The following is a 17,257-nucleotide window of genomic DNA, read 5'->3' on the forward strand; positions in this document are numbered from 1 at the left end:
GGGCCAGATTCCGCCTTCGGGAGGGCCTGTGGACAAAAACCCTCCGCAGATCGTTTACTCCTCCCCTCACCAGAAACAACTCAATTTCGATTCTTACGAGCTCACGGTTAGATTCGATAAATACATGAATCACAGAAGCGTGGAGAGTGCGACATATTTCCCACCGTTCGGTGGACGTGAACTTTCATTCGACTGGTCCGGAAAAGATTTCATCATCAGGGTCAATAAGAAGATGCGCGCAGACCAGACATATATACTGACTATCGGCGCTCCCGCACTCGACCAGCGAAACAATACGCTCGGAAGGGCCTTCAATCTTGTATTCTCGACCGGAGCGCACGTAGACACAGGAACCGTATCGGGAAAAGTATATTCCGATAAAGCGCAGCCGTATACCGTTTCAGCTTTTCCCGTTACGAGTAAGATCGATACTCTGCGACCGTTCCTGTCGGTTGCTCAATATGTGACTCAGTCCGACGACAGCGGCAGCTACTTCCTCCAGGGACTCGCGGATGGGGAATACAGACTGATTTGTTTCAATGACGACATGAGAAATTTTACTTATGCGCCTCAGGCCGACATGTACTCCTCGGCGACACAAGATATCTCCATTTCCGCGGCGAAGCGTGAAATCGATGGGGTGAACTTTATCACGACGACTGAAGATACTACCCCTCCTCAGCTTTACAGCGCGGACCTCACGAAGAACGGATCACTCCTCCTCAAATTCAGCGAACCTATCGACTCAGGCTCGATTAAACCGGATTATTTTGTCCTGTCTGATTCGATTACAACGAAAAGAGTTCCGATTGCATTTGCAACGAGAATGGAGTCTGAAAAGCAAGAGGTTGTTCTCGTTCCGGTAAGAAAGCTTCCCAATGGACGAACATTCCTGATCAGCGCCGTCGACAGCGTGAAAGACCTTCAATTAAATCCTGTGTCTCTTAGAAATGATACCGTCTCATTCACCACAGACAGCGCGACTGTCGATGTCCCAGGTTATTTATTTAACTTCAAAGACTCGACATTCAGTGTCCTGACTTATGATACACTGTTCTGCCAGATCTTGCCTACAGGCGCCGACATTGACTCGTTCAGCGTAAAAGTCACGCTGAACGACAGTCTCGGGAAAAGCCATCCCGAATTTGTGCACCATGTCGCGCCCAGCATCTATACTGTGACTACCTCCGATCTCAATTCTCTCGAATGGTACTCGCTGAAGTTGGCCTACAAGTATTCAACCGCCGGAATAACAAAAGATTCTAGTGTCATCAAACATTTCAGGACAGTCGACTTTGCTACTCTCGGTGAACTGGACGGAAAGGTAACAGATGCGCCGAGAGGCAGGAACATAGTGGTTGTCGCTATTGAAAGAAGCGGCAAGAGATTTTACACACTCGCAAAACCTGACGGCTCCTTCGTCCTCAACCGTCTTCCGGCGGCAGAGTATTCCGTTCGCGCTTATGTCCAACATCCTCCGGAGATGATACACTACAGCGGGAAGAGTTTTCCTTATCAATTCGCCGATCCCTTCGCCGTCTATCCTGAAACAGTGAAAGTCAGGGCGCGATGGGCGACCGAGGGAGTGGCCGTCTTCTTTTTCTAATCATCTCCTGTCTGGGAGTCCTCACCCACCGCGTACCCGGCGTGAATTGCTTCACCTGTAAGTCTTATCGTCGAGTCGGCTCAAGTCGACGGTGTCGCTCAACACACCGATCGTGACAATCGCGAACGTGAATACGCTTGTCCCGGGTTCAAGATGCCCGCCGAATGCTTTGTCGGAATCGGAGAAGAGGATATGCGCGTGAACTCGCCCGCCGATAACATACCCGTTCATGCACGCTATATCCGCAGATGAGGCCGGGTTATCGACACATATATTTCTCGATGGGAAATCACGGTTGCTCACGCAATGAAAATGATAGCTTCTTACAGAGCCGATCCCGGAAAGGATCACGCCGTTCACGATCTTCTCTTCTCCAACTATCCTTTCCAGTCCCTTGAGGAGGTCGGAACCGAATTTCAGGCGAACCACCTCAACTCGCTGAAAATGATTTTCGACGGCATACACTTCCGGAACGGCGGCACTGTTCGGCAGCGAATCACCGGGCGCCGTCGGAGTGCTCACCTCGATCTTGGTTTGTTGAGCGCCAGCAATACTAATAAATATCACGAATATCATTATGGCGCATTTCATTTTATTCCTCCTGACTTTGTTCGCTTGAGACGGCTGCATGAGAGCATTTAAGAATGTCAGACAACCGGAATTATTTCGCACAATTAGCGGTGACTCCGATCCGGACAGCCCGTCCGAATCTTCGGGACAAGATCACAGGAGCAGCTCCCAATATCCCACATCGATCCATTTTCCCATTTTGTAGCCAACCTCCTTGAAGTGAGCTACTTTTGCGAATCCGAATTTTTCAGATAGCGCGATGCTCGCGGGGTTCGGAAGCGCGATGCCTGCTATGACGGAATGAAAGGAACGCTTCTTTAATTCGTCGATCATCGCTTTCTTCAGCTCAGTCCCAATACCTTTACCCATATAGTTGGCATCAAGGTAAGTACCTGTTTCGACAGAGTGCTTGTATGCTGCTCGATCTCGCCATCTTCTTGCGTACGTGTAACCAACAACCTTATTATCTGCTTCAAAAACCAGCCAGGGGTATTCTTTTGTGACCTCTGATATCCGGCTCTCCATCTCCGACTCGGAGACAGGATCCTCTTCAAAAGTAAACGTAGATGCCAGCACGTATTTGTTGTAGATCCTGCAAATGTCCGGCGCGTCCGCCGTCCCGACATTTCTAATCATCGTTCCTCCAGCTTATCAATTTAAGATAAAGAAAATCGTTTGAATTTGAGAAATAATCGATCCGTTATCCTCCCTGCGGGTTAGTGAATGTTTTCCTGGCATGAGCTATAATACGGCGAGGCAGCTGACGGGCCAAAGTATCGGTGATTTTATCCGATATAAAGTTGTGAAATTGGGATGATGCCCACCGAGCTGTCGGGACATAAAAAGTGACCAAGGGACTGTTTTCGCGTCAGATGTTTTTTCGATCGTCCGCGGCAATGTCGCTATTACTCTAACAGAGGATGGAAATATGACTGGCCGTATCAGAAGTTTTATCATAAGGCATTCGTTCCAGTTAGGAGTGGTGATCCTTCTAGCTTTCCTGTTCCTCGAAGTTTCAGGTTTCCTGCGGCTCAATAATTCAGGTGGGCAGTTGGGTACCGTTGCGCTGCAGAATGCGAGGACACTCACGGGAATAGGATTAGTCGGGAGCATTCTCACTGTCTTTCTCATGCTCGTCGTCGAAAGACTCACCGTCTACGCGCCTATGGACATACTTTCAGGTAAAGTGAAAGTGATGGCAGAGAACGACTTCGCATCGCTTTCACGCGCCTTAACCGAGATGGGGCGCGGAAATCTGACACTGGGGATCAAGCTTGAAAGCAATAAGATTGCGATGTCCGTCGACGGCAGGATTGGCGCAATGGTGCAAGGCCTGAACGCAATTATTCATAGTCTTGATGAAGCCAGCAAGGAATTCAATTCAGCGACCGACAAGCCATGCCAGAGATTGTTTTACGTCGGCGCGGACTCGTACTTGGAAGGACGGGCCTGCGGCGAAGCGATGGGAAAAGCTCTTCAGGGAAGAGGACGGGTGCTGGTACTTGTCGAGAAACTTGACATTATCGGTCATGAGCTAAGGCGAAAAGGATTCACAACGATACTCAGGGAGCAGTTTCCTTCAATCGCTATCATCGACACATTGGAGACTAACAAGAACTTTGATATCACATACGATCGCATGAAGAGTCTTATCAGGAAATATCCTGATCTCAGCGGCATTTATGTCACGTATGGTGATAGTGCAGTGGCGAAGGCAGTTGCGGACACCGGTAACGCAGGAAGGATCAGGATCGTGTGCCACGATCTTGCCGACTCCACGATAGAGAGCATAAGGGACGGAATCATAACAGCAACTTTGTCTCAGGATGCATTCGCGCAAGGACACGATCCCGTTATTCATCTTTTTAACAATATCGTCGCAGGGTGGCAGCCGAGCCAGTCGAGACTATACACCAGCATGGAGCTTGTGACGAAAGAAAATTATTCTCAATTCTGGCAGGAGGGGCGGGGGGTGATCGAATCCGCCGTATCGGCCGCGAGACGCCCGAAGCCGTTGAAGAAGTCTGAGCGCCTGGTAAGAGTCGCAATTCTCGGACGGGAAGACGACAAGTTCTGGACAGCTTTCAAGAAAGGTGTCGACGCTGCAGGCGCTGAGCTCAAGAAATTCAACGGGACGGTCGACTGGATAATCACGAAGGGGTCACACGTCAATGGCGTGATAAATGTGAGCGCAGAGCTTTACGGTCCTACGATCCAGAAGTGCGTCGAGCAAAACTACGACGCGATCAGCACGGGAATCTTCGACAGGAATCTTGTTCCATATATCAACCGCGCAGTTGAGAAAGGTGTCGTTGTCGCGACATTCAACAGCGAACCGATCAGCCTGCGTGGAATGTTCACGACACTCATTAATAGAGCGAGAAACCTCCTCGACCTGAGTCACGACCTTGCAGACAGCGCGCACAAGTCGGTCGAAGCATCTGTTTACAATTCAAATGTCATTAAACAGATGGCGACAAGCCTCAACGATGAGGCGTCGTCCGTGAACACTGCCAGCACGAACATGGAGCAAATCGCCGCTGCCATTGAGACGATAGCGCGGGATTCTCATGAGCAGAAAGCAGCCGTTGAGAAAGTGGCAGCATCGGCTTTTGAAATCTCTCAGACGGCAAATTCCGCCAACACGAGCGCCAACGCCGTGGTCGCGGCTTCTTCCGAAGCCATCAAGACCGCAAAGGAAGGTGCGGACACTGTAATGCAGAACCTGGAGCAGATGAAACGGATCGACGAGACCGTCCGTGAGTTTGCCTCGAAGATCGAGAGCATGGCCAAACAATCCGAGCAAATCGAGGAAATCATAGAGAACATTGAAGAGATTGCCGAGCAGACAAATCTCCTCGCCTTGAACGCGGCCATCGAGGCTGCGCGAGCAGGTGAGCACGGCAGAGGCTTCGCGGTAGTTGCTGATGAAGTCAGGGGACTCGCAGAACGCTCAGCAGCCGCGACGAAACAGACCTCGGGACTCATAAACAAAGTGCAGAGCGATATTTCGGACGCCAGCAAATCGATCAAGCTTATAGTAGATAAGGTCAACGAGGGTACGGTCCTCGCGAATAAGTCGGGCGAGGCAATTGGAAAATTGATGAACTCATCCGAAAACATGAATAAGCGAATAGCGGAGATGGCCGACGCTAATAATTCGGTAGCACGTATCATGTCCCGTCTGCTGGAATCGATTCAGAAGATCTCGGCGGTTGTCGATCAGAACATGAGTTCTACTGAGGAGCTCAGCGCGAGTGTGAGCCACACGGTTGCGATGATAAATAATGTCGCAGTCATAACGGAGCAGAACGCTTCGACTATAAACGATATTTCGGAGAAAACCGACCGGGCGACGCACGAAGCCGAGGAAGTGGGAAGGGTCGCTTCCGGACTCGCCCATATGGCCGATGAGCTCCAGGCCACTACTGCCCAGTTCAAAACCGAATCGGACGGCACCCGCAAGAACTAGCGGGCATGGAGAAATAAATCTTCGATTTGGTCGGGCAGGAACAGTTTTTCTCTTAAGGCGGGACTTCCTGCTGGATGCGAATTAAAAATCCAACTTCTTCATCCAGCTGACGAATTTCGAGATCGAGAGCGGAGCTGAGCCTTCAAGATGATTGTTGAAGTTGGCGTACACATCGAACTTCTCCGGTATCAATCTCGCGACAAATTCTGAAATCTCTTTGAGTGTCTTATCCCTTGGATCGACTATCCTCGTCCATCTCTTCCTTGTCTTTTTCTCGATGCCCTGACGATCGGCACCCAGAAGTCTGATCACCACGGTTTTGGTCGGGAGCGACGACTTGCCATGCTCCTCGAACACCGCCGCAACCGGAGGCATGTAGTACCCGTCCGCGAACACGTGTCCCGTGTGATGTGATTTTAGAAATTCGAAATATTCATTCTTTAGATAATTCGGATTCCTTGTCTCGATGCCGTAATTGAATTGATCCGGCAATTTGTCGAGGAAAGGTCCCACATGGTCGAAGAATGCCGACATGGATGGCATCTTCTCTCGATTCAGGTATTCGAACTCGAACATTATCACCCCGATTTTCTTCTTCAGCGGACTTAGCGCCTTTAGAAAAGCATCCATCACTTTTTCGCTGAGGAAATGCGGGTTGGGTTTCTCCGCATATCTTTTGTCGGCCTGTTTGTAGAAATGAGTGAGCGTGACCGCGTTCGGCGCCTTGACAGTGAACTTGAAATCGTCCGGCGTCAGATCGTTATATGCTTCCACGTCGTCCTTTCTCGGAAGCCTGACGGAATCCGGTGAGTCGAGACTCCAAAACCATTGGTCTACTTCGGCTGTGTTGAAGTGTTGGGAATATTCGGGCAGATATTCGTAGTGCCTCTTCTGCTGTTGAGAATATATTCCAATTTCTTCCCATTCAGGGTAATTCCAGCTGCATGTGCCGATCCGCAGTCGGTTCAAAGTCTTTTTCGAGAGTTCAAAAACGGAATGATCTTCTTTCTTCATCGCAGTCAATTATAGAAATCCCGTGACATAAAATCAAAAGGTGAACCGATGTTACGTATCCGGTCGCCAGAAAAGTGGATTAGAGTTCTATAGTACACAAGAAAAGACTGGTTGATGAGTACTCTAAAAGATTCCTCGTCGTCACCGGGGCGGTACTGGAACAGCTCCCCGGAATGAAGGTTCATTTCTTATTTGTCATTTCGAGGTCGCCCGATTCTTCTCTTGGAGGACCAATGAATCTTCTGTAAGCCTTCACGAATGCATCGCTGTTAACTGCCTAAAGCAGTTTCTAATCTTCACTACCCGGCTCGGCAAATTTGCAAGATGATCTGCAAATTATTAAACTCAGTAGAGTCGTGATTTGATTTTCGTCAGCGGTATGTTTTTGAATCAACCGGGAACAGGAGGTGTGAAGTGGGAAGTGGCAAAGTCGATCGCAGAGATTTCCTGAAATATGTTATCGGGGGCGCGTCCCTCATGGCGCTCGATTGGAGTTCTCTCCCCAGGGCCACGGGAGCATTCCTGAAGGAAGACGAGTATGACGCGATAATCATCGGGTCAGGACTCGGGGGACTCAGCTGTGGCGCCGCATTCGCGAGACAGGGATATAAAGTGCTCGTTGTTGAACAGCATGATCGTCCAGGCGGCTACGCGACAACATTCCAGCGCCCTGGCGGATTTACATTCGACGTTTCTCTACATTCGACGAGCGTCGGTGAAAGAAATGGAGTGTACAATCTCATTTCGGGATTTCCAGAAATCACTGATGTGGAATTCGTCCAGCATCCTAATCTGTACAGGGTGATCTTCCCGGAACACGATATCAGAGTCCCGCAAAAAGACATCGAAGCCTATATCAAGATGCTCCAGAATTATTACCCGCAGGAAAAAGACGGGATCAGGGAATTGTTCAAAGACATGGAGGGTTTGACTAACGATATCGTGAAGCTTTCTAATGCGCACGGCCAAATCGACATGAGTAGATTCCCGACCGATTTTCCGTACCTCTTCGCGTTCTACAATAAGACCTGGAAGAATATGGTCGACGCGAGGTTGAAAGATGAAAAACTGAAAGCGATTGTGTCCGCGCAATGGGGATATTATGGACTCCCCCCGTCGAAGCTCGTGAGTTTTTACTACGCTCTCCCTGCGATCGGTTATTTGACACAGGGCGGCTATTATCCGATTGGAAGGTCTCAGAAAATCAGCGACGCTCTCGCTCGTTACATCGATGCTCACGGCGGAAAGGTAATGCTGAGTACGCGCATCGAGAATATCGTCCTGAAGGATCATGCGGCATGCGGAGTTACGGCTCAGACCGGCGAGAAATTCATGTCAAAGGTTGTTGTCTCAAATGCAAGCCCGTATGAAACGTTCAGAAAAATGATGAATGAAGAGGTGTATCTCAAAGAATATTTGGAGAAACTCGATAAGTATAGCGTCAGTCTCTCGAGCTTTCAAATCTTTCTCGGACTCAAAGATGATGTTGTCGGTAGGTCGGGCGTGAAAGATTCGGAAATATTCTTCAACCCATCGTACGACATCGAAGGAGATTATCTGTCGGCTGTCAACTGCAACATGGATAATCCCGGTTTCGCGGTTTCTCTTTATGACAACATTTACAAAGGCTATTCACCTGAGGGGAAAAATACTCTGAACATCCTGACAATCGAGGGATACGAGCACTGGAAACCGTACGAATCGGATTATTTCAACGGTAATAAAACTGAGTACCGGAAAGAAAAAGAGAGAATTGCTGACATCCTGATTGAGAAGGCAGAAAAGACATTGCTTCCCGGTTTATCTGCCGCGATCGAGGTGAAAGAAATCGGAACGCCGCTGACGAATGTGCGCTATACGAGGAATTATCGCGGAGCAATTTATGGGTGGGACCAGACGGTAGATAACTCCGGGAACAACAGGCTGCCGCACGACACACCAATCAAAAATCTCTTTCTCGCGGGTGCCTGGACTCGTCCCGGCCATGGATATGGAAGTGTAATCTCCAGCGGCCTCGAATGCTTTTCTCAAATTGTAAAAGGCTGGTGACAGCGTTATCACCCTCGTGAGAAGGAGCCGGGCGTTCCGATCTGCCGGCTCCTGCGTGCTTCGTTGAGAGGATGATCCTGAGGTTTTGTCAAATGCCGAACCGGAGAAAAGGAGAACCGATATGATTATGGATAGTCTGAAATGCTGTGAGAGATACTTTTGCATCAATGAGGACCTGAGGACCGCTCTCGAATATTTGAGGAGAACTGATTTCTCTAAAGTTCAGGATGGGAACTATGAAATTCGAGGGAAGGACATATATGCCGTCGTGGGTCGGTATTCGAGTAAACCGCGCGGCAAAAGTCTCTGGGAATCACATCGCAAATTTACGGACGTGCACTATGTGGCGAGCGGTATAGAAAAGATCGGGTCGGCACCGGCGGAAAGACTTACCATCGCGGAAGAATATAACGAAGAAAAAGACATCGTCACTTTGAAAGGTGACGGAGATTTCTTGATGCTCAAGGAAGGAACATTTGCGGTGTTCCATCCAGGTGAATGCCACATGCCGGGAATTGCTCTCGATTCTCCAAGGGAAGTCGTCAAGGTTGTGGTGAAGGTACGAGTCCCTTGAATTAATCCACCTTATCAAAAGCCCCTCACCACGTCTCCTTCTCCGAGCACCCACGCGTTTTACTCTATCTAATCTGGCTTCTATCTGGGAACGGTCTTAAATTTCGAGTGCCGTCCTCGACGGTGGATACTTTTATCGAAAAGAATAGGATCAATATGGCGGAAAAGAAACAAAAGGGTAACACACGGATCGCGGGAATGACTAAACCGACCGACCTTGCGGATCTGACGTTGCTCGGAAAGAAGGGAGTTCCTGAGAGGAAACTGGAGACATTTCCCAATCACCATCCCACCCGGGATTATGTGGTCACCCTGACGACGGACGAGTTTACGTGCGTCTGTCCCGCGACAGGGCAGCCCGACTTTGCGAAGATAAAGATCGAATACATTCCCGACAGGAAGATAGTAGAATCAAAGTCGCTCAAGCTTTATTTCTGGTCGTTCCGTAACGAGGGTGTCTTTAACGAGCATCTCGCGAACGTCATACTGGATGACCTCGTCGACGCGCTTTCACCGCGTTGGTGCAAACTGACTGCCGACTTCGCGGTCCGTGGCGGAATCGCGATCAGCGTTGTGGCGGAACACGGCAAGCGATGAATAGGACGGGAACAGAGCGCTGGCTTCCCGCAATCGCCGCGGTGTTTGTGACTACTCTTGTCATTTCGAACATCATTGCGGTCAAGCTCTTTTCCGTCGGCCCCGTCTTCCTTCCCGCAGGCGTCATTCTATTTCCAGTCTCTTACATCTTCGGGGATGTGCTTACCGAAGTGTATGGTTACTCGCGGGCGAGACAAGTCATCTGGATCGGCTTCGGCTGTAATCTTCTCGCGGTCGTCGCAATATGCATTTCCATATATCTGCCCGCCGCTCCAATATGGAACGTCCTCGGTTCATCCGAATCTTCTCAGAAAGCTTACTCTGCCATTTTCGGATTCACTCCCCGGCTACTCGCCGCCTCATTCGTAGCGTACCTCTTCGGCGAATTTCTCAATTCCATTGTCCTAGCGAAAATGAAGATCGCGACTCGCGGCAGGTACCTCTGGACTCGCACGATAGGATCTACGCTTGTAGGCCAGTTCGCCGACTCCGCATTATTCGTCTCGCTCGCATTTGCAGGAATAGTGCCGGCGGGAGCAGTATTGGACCTCATTGTGTCCCAGTGGCTCGTAAAATCATTTTACGAGGCCGCAGCCACACCGCTGACTTATGGGATTGTGAATTTTCTGAAAAGAAACGAAAACTCTGATTATTATGATCGGGATACGAACTTCAACCCGCTTGTCTGGAGCAGGGAACCCCGCGGTCGATCGTCCGAAGATTTAATGGCTAATCGTCCCGGAAAGGGATGACAAGCCGTTTCGGATTGTGCTCGTGAGCGACTGGCCGTTGCATTTTTTCCACGCAAACGATAAATTTTATGCAAAACTGAGGTGAACGTTTGTACACTTTCCTTGTAGTTGTTGATCTTATGGTGGCCATTCTCCTGATGGTAGTGGTGCTTATGCAGTCCAGTAAAGGAGGAGGCCTTGCAGGTACATTCGGCGGCGCTAGCGCGGGTTTCGGAAACATGTTCGGCGTCAGGAAGACCGCGGACATACTTTCCCGAATGACGACAATCCTCGCATCTGTTTTCATCGGGCTCGCGTTTCTGATAAACTTGTTTTTCCTTCCGAACAAAGTCTCGAACCAGCAGAAGAGCATGCTTCAACAGCAGGGCTCGCAGAACCTTCCGACCCAGCAGGTTCCGCAGATGCCGGATCAGTCCCAGCCGCAGAAGTAGAGCGAACCTAAAGAGATGCCTAAGTCTGCTCTCATTTTGCTCGTCGATGACGAGCAAGCAAACCTCGAATTGTTTTGCACGATCCTTGAGAACGAAGGATACCGCACTCTTGCTGCAAAGAACGCCGTGGAAGCGCTGGAACTCCTCGAATCGAATAAACCCGATCTCATTATAAGCGATATATATATGCCCCAGATGGGCGGGTTCGAATTCTACGAACGGGTACAGGCGATGGGAGATCTTAGGACGGTCCCGTTCATTTTCCTCAGCGCACTGGCAGACCGTGATCACGTACGTGTCGGAAAGGAGCTCGGGGCCGACGATTATTTGACAAAGCCGATTGATATCGATGAGCTTGTCACAACCGTACGCGGCAAGCTCAAGCGCGCCGCATCGCTTCGAAGCGCAATGGAGAACGAGTTCGATACTTTGAGGGAACAGATTCTCTCAACTCTTTCGCACGAGCTCAATACGCCGTTGACGTATATAATTGGTTTCTCGGAAATCATCGGAAGCGACGCATCCCAGATTACAACAAGTGAGCTCAAGGAATTCGCGAACCTGATCCACCATGGCGGCGACCGGCTCAAGAATCTTATGGACGACTTTCTGGAGACCATACAAATAGATTCTGGACATACGCGAATGTTTTACGACTCGGACAAGAAGACATTTAACCTGCGAGACACCCTCGTGTCGCTCAAGAATGAATATGCGCCGGAGGCAGCAGCAAAGAAGCTCGGGTTTGAAATGGAACTCCCGAACGAACTGTACGTGACAGCTTCGTGCACGCTCGTCCGCGATATGATCGGGAGGCTCCTCTCCAACGCCGTGAAGTTCACGCAAACCGGCAAGGTCTCGGTCCGTGCTTTGCGCGAACAGGATCTTGCTACGGTCGAGGTCTTTGACACCGGGTGTGGGATTCCGCAGACGGAGTTGCCCAAGGCTTTCAATAAATTTTACCAGGTGAATAAAGAAAAGCAGCAGCAGCAGGGCGCGGGACTCGGCCTCTATATTGCCAAAGGTCTCGCCGAAATCAATCACTGTGAGCTGGAATTGTCCTCCTCAGATGGCGCAGGGACAAAGGCGGTAATCAAGATCCCCATACTCTGATCATGACCGAGACGACCGCCGTCTTAGTTGCGTGCTTGGTCTCTACGCTGAAGACTCTCGTGACGGCTTCAGCGAAATCCAAATCGAAATTGTCAAAAGCCGGCGTGCTGAGATCGATCCATATGTGTCGCGCCAGTCTTCGAAGCCACCCTGCCATTCCAGGTGAAGCAGGGGAGAAGTTCCCTCAAGGACCTCTGAACGCAAGCTGATGGAAGAGTTCATCTATCGAATAGAAAATCGCTCTCCAGGTCCACCCGGAAAAGGGACGATCGTGCTCGAAGGCGAAGAGCATTTTCATTTATCACGAGTCCTGCGGGTTAAGCCGGGCAACCACGTCCTGGCGACCGATGGAAATGGGACCACTTGTCTCTGTACGATCCGGAAGATAAACAGGGAGAATACTCTTTGTGAAATTGAAGAGGAGTATCAGGACCTGAACTCGCCCGCGAGAAAATTCTGGATCGGTCTTTCTATGCTAAAACCCGTCTCCAAGATTGAGTCGGCTGTAGAGAAATGTACCGAGATCGGAGCTGCCGGATTCCTGCTATTCCCTTCGAAGAGAAGCGAGAAGGTCAGACCGAGACTCTCCCGACTCGATGCAATAGCAAGATCGGCGATGAAACAATCGCTACAGAGCCGAATACCTACGATTGTCAAGATCGATGACATGGAACAGTTAGTCGCACGGGACAGGGAGTATAACGTAAGAGTGGTCCTCCATGAAAAATCACGCGATCCTGCCGAACCTTTCATAAGACAGTTGGCAAATCAAACATCCGTTGTCGCGCTAATCGGGCCCGAGGGCGGGTTCACAGATGAAGAAATAGCCTTCTTCAAGGAAAATGGATATGCAGAACTTTCATTGGGAAAATCCCGTTTGAGATCAGAGACGGCGGCCATAAAGATCGCATCGCTCTTGTCCGGTTCGTGATCGTTAGTAATGACTTCAGAGTCAGTATAAATCTATTCTAAAATTATTGATTGACCCGATGGCGGAAATGCAGGAAGAATTGAGACAAACATATTTGAAAACATCAGAGGAAACTAAACGAGCCGTCGGGGGTGTCGATGACGCGGCGAAAGACGCGCCTCTTCATCGGGACATAAGGGAACTGGGCGCGATCCTCGGAAAAGTACTGATTGAGCAGGAGGGGAAAGAGTTCTTCGACCTTGAAGAGGAACTTCGGGCCCTTACCAAGTCGCTCCGGTCAAAGCATTCGCTCGAGACTAAACTCGAGATCGACTCTCTCATCAACTCGCTGGACATTGAGAAGGCAAGCAAGATAGTTCGCGCCTTTCTGTTCTATTTTCTCCTTAGCAATACGGCTGACGAAGTGCACAAGATACGGCGACAGCGCGCCCATGCGTTGACCGACGGTACGGCTCAACGGGGCTCCATGGATGAAGCGATAACTAACCTGTCACGGGAAGGGCACTCCTTCGATTTCGTGAAACAGCTGTTGACCGATATGAATGTAGTGCCCGTGTTCACGGCACATCCGACTGAAGCGACTCGCCAGACCATACTGAAGAAAATCCTCAACATAAGCACGCTGCTTCTACGCCGCGAAACGGTGGCGCTCACGCCTGACGAGCTCGCCGACCTGAGGAGACAACTCCACACTGAGATCACGACTTTGTGGCAGACGAATGAAATCAGGCAGAACAAAGTCACAGTGAACGATGAAATTCGGCGCGGATTGTTCTTCTTCAGGGAGGTCATATATGATTCGATCCCCGTCTTCTACGACCGCCTGAATAGGACGATTGAAAGCGTGTTCGGCTCGAAGCTGGCAGCGCCGGTGGTTTTCAAATTCGGATCGTGGATCGGCGGCGACCGTGACGGCCATCCTTTTGTCACGGCTGAAGTTACGAGAAACACTTTCCTTCTTCATAAGAGGCAAATACTCTCGTTGTATAGCAAAGACACAGACGCGCTGTACGATACCATGAGCACTTCAACCAGGCTCGTAGGCGCTTCCCGCGAGCTGTCGGACTCCGTAAAGGCCGACATCGAGGAACTCTCCGCGCAGGTTAAAGAGAGCGACCTGAAGGATCAATCGGAAATCTACAGGGTGAAGGTGTTCCTGATCTACAACAAACTGAAGAACGCGTTAGAAGGAAAGAAGTCCGGATATGAATCAGCGGACGAGCTGCTTCGCGATTTACAAATGATGTACGATAGCCTTGTCGAGAATAAAGGCGAAGTGATCGCGGAGGCGCAGATCCTTCCGTTTATCTATAAGGTGAAGACGTTCGGATTTCACCTCGCCTCTCTCGATGTTCGCCAGGATGCGTCGGTGCTCCTGACAGCCGTGACAGAACTTCTCAGGTCTGCGGAAGTCGATGGTGATTTCGGAAAGCGGAGTGAGGATGCCAAGACTCGCCTGTTGACGGCGGAGCTGCTCAAGGTCAGACCGCTGGTGAACTCCGATATGGTTCATCACCATGTTACAGACGAAGTCTTATCGGAATTTGAAGCGATGAGGTTCGGTAAAGAAGAGGCAGGAGAGGAGGCATCGGAGGATTATATCATTAGCATGAGCTCTGTGGCGAGCAATGTGCTGACCTCTCTCCTTTTCGCGAAAGAGGCTGGTCTCGTGAAGGTCAAAGATGGGGCGATCACCAGCACGAGAGTCGACATCCTTCCTCTCTTCGAGACCATTGAAGACTTGAGACGGGCTCATCTCGTTCTCGAGGAGCTTTTTAGAAACCAAGCATACTCCCAGCACTTGAAGCTGCGCGCATCGACTCAGAAAATTATGCTCGGGTATTCAGATAGCAACAAGGACGGCGGGATTGTCACGTCAAGTTTCGAGCTGATCAAAACGCAGATAAATCTCAAGAAAATCTGTGATAAATATGGTGTGAAGCTGATCCTTTTCCACGGGCGCGGAGGAAGCGTGTCTCGCGGAGGCGGCCCCTTGAACCAGGCAATACTTTCTCAACCTACCGGGACAATCGAAGGCAAAATAAAGATCACCGAGCAGGGCGAAATGATCTTCATGAAATACTCGATGCCGGAACTCGCGATTAGGAATGTCGAGCTTATGACTTCGGCGGTCATGATGTCGACGGCACGATATAAATCCGGCGAAAAAAACTACAGTGACAGGTACCTTAGGGAGTTCGGCAAGATTTCCGACATTGCCATGGAGCACTATCGAAGGCTCGTTGCTCAGCCCTCATTTCTAGAATATTTCCGGCGCGTGAGCCCGATCGACGTGATCGAAAGGATCGAGATCGGCTCGCGGCCACCCTCGCGAAGCCAGGGTTCTGATCTCAAAAATCTCCGGTCTATACCCTGGGTTTTCTCCTGGACCCAAAACAGGCAGCTGATCTCCGGCTGGTACGGATACGGGAGTGCGCTGGAAGAAGCCGTGCGCCGTAAGATCGTTTCATGGGAGAATCTCCGGAAGATGTACAAAGAGTGGGAATTTTTCAAAGCCCTCACCGATAACGTCGAGATGGTCCTCGTGAAAGCGGACATGACGATCGCGAGAGAGTATCTGCGCCTTTGCAGTAGAAAGAAAAATGCGGAGAAGATCTTTGAATCTATCGAAAAGGAATTTGCGAAAACCACCGAGGCAGTGTTGAAAGTGACCGGCGAGACCAACCTGCTGGACTCCAACGCATCTCTTCAGCGCTCGTTGAGGTTGAGAAATCCGTATATAGACCCGATCAGTCTGGTGCAGATCAGGTTTCTCGAAAAATTCCGTGAAAAGGGAACTGACGGCGAAAGTCAGCAGTCAATTCTGGACCTCCTCAGATCAACAGTCAACGGGATTGCCGCAGGGATGCGGAACACCGGATAGATAATTTCCCAATCGCAAATCTCCTTGAGATTACTCCCTGTCCCTCTCACCATGTAATTTGTTCGCCCAATAAAAAAGGCGGCCGATAAGCCGCCTCTTCTTAAAATAGGATTCCTTTCGCTTACTTCGTATCGCCTCCAACCGGCTCTACTGTGTCTACCGCAAGAAGATCCATTCCGCCTTTTTGGTAGACTGTTCCGGTGATCTTCACCTGCTTCGCCGCGTATTGCACGAGAAGGGAATTGGCGGGCTTGTGAGTCGACGTCATGCAGAGGTACACGTGACCTTTGGCATCGAGGACACCTACTGGCAAGCCGTTGTTTATACACATCTGAGCGCAATCGGCATGAGCCGCGCCTTTTTCGCCTTTGGTCATGTAGCATGCCATGTCAATGACCTCGCCCTGGATAGTTGTCTTGGCAGTCTTGTCCTTCGACATGTGCATGTCTTTCATGTCCTTCATGTCCTGCGCTCTGCTCAGTGTGGCGGTCGCGAGCACTGCCGCAAAGACGAACATTGCCACTTTTATATATCTCATCGTTTCCTCCGGTTTGGTTTGATTCCTATTAGTGCGCCTTATCGTAGCGGGCCGCCGCTTCTTTCCAGTTTATGTTCTTCATGAACGCTGCGATGTAATCGGCCCGTTTCAATCCGTAATCGATCATGAAAGCGTGTTCAAATACATCAAGCACAACGATCGGCGTGCAGCCGGCGAGATGTCCCATGTCGTGCTCGTTAATCCAGTCGTTGTAGAGCGCGCCGTTTGTCGTGTCCAGATAAAGAAGAGTCCAGCCGATTCCTCTCATGCTCCCGGCCGCCTTGAAATCGGTTTCCCAGTTTGCATAACTTCCATATTGTTTTTCGAGCGCGGCATTGAGAGCCGATTTACCGGCTATGGGCTCCTTCCCTCCAAGGTTGTCGAAATAAAACTCGTGAAGCCTCATCCCGTTGAATTCCCAGCCGAACCTTCTCTTCAACTCCGCGTACTCCGGCGTTCCGGTCTTTCCGTCCTTCAACATTTGCGAAAGTATGTCCGCAAGCTTATTCGTGTTTGTCACGTAACCATTATACAGGGTGAAGTGGTTTTCGAGAAGCTGTTTCGAGAATCCTTCCATCCCGATCAGGTGATTGTAACTCTTGGCCTGGTATGCCATTCTCTTTTCCTTTCTCTTTTAAATATTGGACCGTTGACATCTAACGAAAAAGAAATTGCGCGCTCTTTTCCCTTTCTCGCGTGTGCTCACCGATGTCCGCACGGAACGAAG

Annotated in this window: 15 protein-coding genes; 10 read left to right on the forward strand and 5 right to left on the reverse strand. The window is 50.1% G+C overall.

The genetic code is table 11. The features are described 5' to 3' along the window. Nucleotides 1–28: 28 nt before the first annotated feature. Nucleotides 29–1,606, forward strand: coding sequence for an Ig-like domain-containing protein (locus VIS48_06990; protein ID HEY9165892.1), 1,578 nt, complete (start codon nt 29–31; stop codon nt 1,604–1,606). A 51-nt stretch (nt 1,607–1,657) separates the two neighbouring features. Here the strand turns inward: VIS48_06990 and VIS48_06995 are convergent, their stop codons facing one another. Both VIS48_06995 and VIS48_07000 read right to left on the reverse strand, forming a co-directional pair. Continuing rightward, nucleotides 1,658–2,197 carry a PPC domain-containing DNA-binding protein gene (locus VIS48_06995; GenBank protein HEY9165893.1) on the reverse strand — a complete coding sequence of 180 codons (540 nt, stop codon included), beginning with the start codon at nt 2,195–2,197 and terminating at the stop codon, nt 1,658–1,660. Between the two features lie 132 nt (nt 2,198–2,329). Then, nucleotides 2,330–2,812, reverse strand: a complete 483-nt coding sequence (locus VIS48_07000) for an arsinothricin resistance N-acetyltransferase ArsN1 family B (protein ID HEY9165894.1) — start codon at nt 2,810–2,812, stop codon at nt 2,330–2,332. Nucleotides 2,813–3,104: 292 nt separating this feature from the next. Here VIS48_07000 and VIS48_07005 point away from each other — a divergent pair, with 292 nt between their 5' ends. Then, nucleotides 3,105–5,648 carry a methyl-accepting chemotaxis protein gene (locus VIS48_07005; protein ID HEY9165895.1) on the forward strand — a complete coding sequence of 848 codons (2,544 nt, stop codon included), beginning with the start codon at nt 3,105–3,107 and terminating at the stop codon, nt 5,646–5,648. An 81-nt stretch (nt 5,649–5,729) separates the two neighbouring features. Here VIS48_07005 and VIS48_07010 read toward each other — a convergent pair whose 3' ends face one another. Beyond that, nucleotides 5,730–6,662, reverse strand: a complete 933-nt coding sequence (locus VIS48_07010) for a DUF72 domain-containing protein (GenBank protein HEY9165896.1) — start codon at nt 6,660–6,662, stop codon at nt 5,730–5,732. A 414-nt stretch (nt 6,663–7,076) separates the two neighbouring features. Here VIS48_07010 and VIS48_07015 point away from each other — a divergent pair, with 414 nt between their 5' ends. From VIS48_07015 to ppc, 8 genes are all read left to right on the forward strand, one after another. Then, the gene (locus tag VIS48_07015; GenBank protein ID HEY9165897.1) at nt 7,077–8,711 is read left to right on the forward strand and encodes an NAD(P)/FAD-dependent oxidoreductase; all 1,635 of its coding nucleotides are present in this window, start codon (nt 7,077–7,079) and stop codon (nt 8,709–8,711) included. A gap of 121 nt (nt 8,712–8,832) precedes the next feature. Further along, nucleotides 8,833–9,285: a YhcH/YjgK/YiaL family protein gene (locus VIS48_07020; GenBank protein ID HEY9165898.1), complete on the forward strand. Its 453-nt coding sequence runs from the start codon at nt 8,833–8,835 to the stop codon at nt 9,283–9,285. A gap of 197 nt (nt 9,286–9,482) precedes the next feature. Next, entirely contained in the window at nt 9,483–9,881 is a 399-nt protein-coding gene (gene queF / locus VIS48_07025; protein HEY9165899.1) for a preQ(1) synthase, read from the forward strand. After that, entirely contained in the window at nt 9,878–10,633 is a 756-nt protein-coding gene (locus VIS48_07030; protein HEY9165900.1) for a queuosine precursor transporter, read from the forward strand. The genes queF and VIS48_07030 overlap by 4 nt, the downstream gene beginning before the upstream one ends. Before the next feature lie 89 nt (nt 10,634–10,722). Further along, on the forward strand, nt 10,723–11,064 hold the full coding sequence (secG, locus tag VIS48_07035) for a preprotein translocase subunit SecG (protein ID HEY9165901.1): 342 nt from the start codon (nt 10,723–10,725) through the stop codon (nt 11,062–11,064). A gap of 15 nt (nt 11,065–11,079) precedes the next feature. Continuing rightward, a complete protein-coding gene (locus tag VIS48_07040; GenBank protein ID HEY9165902.1) occupies nt 11,080–12,177 on the forward strand; it encodes a response regulator in 1,098 nt (365 codons plus the stop codon). A gap of 208 nt (nt 12,178–12,385) precedes the next feature. Continuing rightward, nucleotides 12,386–13,108 carry an RsmE family RNA methyltransferase gene (locus tag VIS48_07045; GenBank protein HEY9165903.1) on the forward strand — a complete coding sequence of 241 codons (723 nt, stop codon included), beginning with the start codon at nt 12,386–12,388 and terminating at the stop codon, nt 13,106–13,108. Between the two features lie 94 nt (nt 13,109–13,202). Beyond that, on the forward strand, nt 13,203–15,992 hold the full coding sequence (ppc, locus tag VIS48_07050; protein HEY9165904.1) for a phosphoenolpyruvate carboxylase: 2,790 nt from the start codon (nt 13,203–13,205) through the stop codon (nt 15,990–15,992). 121 nt (nt 15,993–16,113) lie between these two features. Here the strand turns inward: ppc and VIS48_07055 are convergent, their stop codons facing one another. Both VIS48_07055 and VIS48_07060 read right to left on the reverse strand, forming a co-directional pair. Further along, nucleotides 16,114–16,530 (reverse strand): hypothetical protein, encoded by a 417-nt coding sequence (locus VIS48_07055; GenBank protein HEY9165905.1) that lies wholly within the window; start codon nt 16,528–16,530, stop codon nt 16,114–16,116. A gap of 28 nt (nt 16,531–16,558) precedes the next feature. Further along, nucleotides 16,559–17,146: a Fe-Mn family superoxide dismutase gene (locus VIS48_07060; GenBank protein HEY9165906.1), complete on the reverse strand. Its 588-nt coding sequence runs from the start codon at nt 17,144–17,146 to the stop codon at nt 16,559–16,561. Nucleotides 17,147–17,257 lie beyond the last annotated feature (111 nt).

The organism is Candidatus Kryptoniota bacterium (genome assembly GCA_036567965.1).
In the GTDB taxonomy this organism is placed as follows: Bacteria; Bacteroidota; Ignavibacteria; order Kryptoniales; family JAKASW01; genus JAKASW01.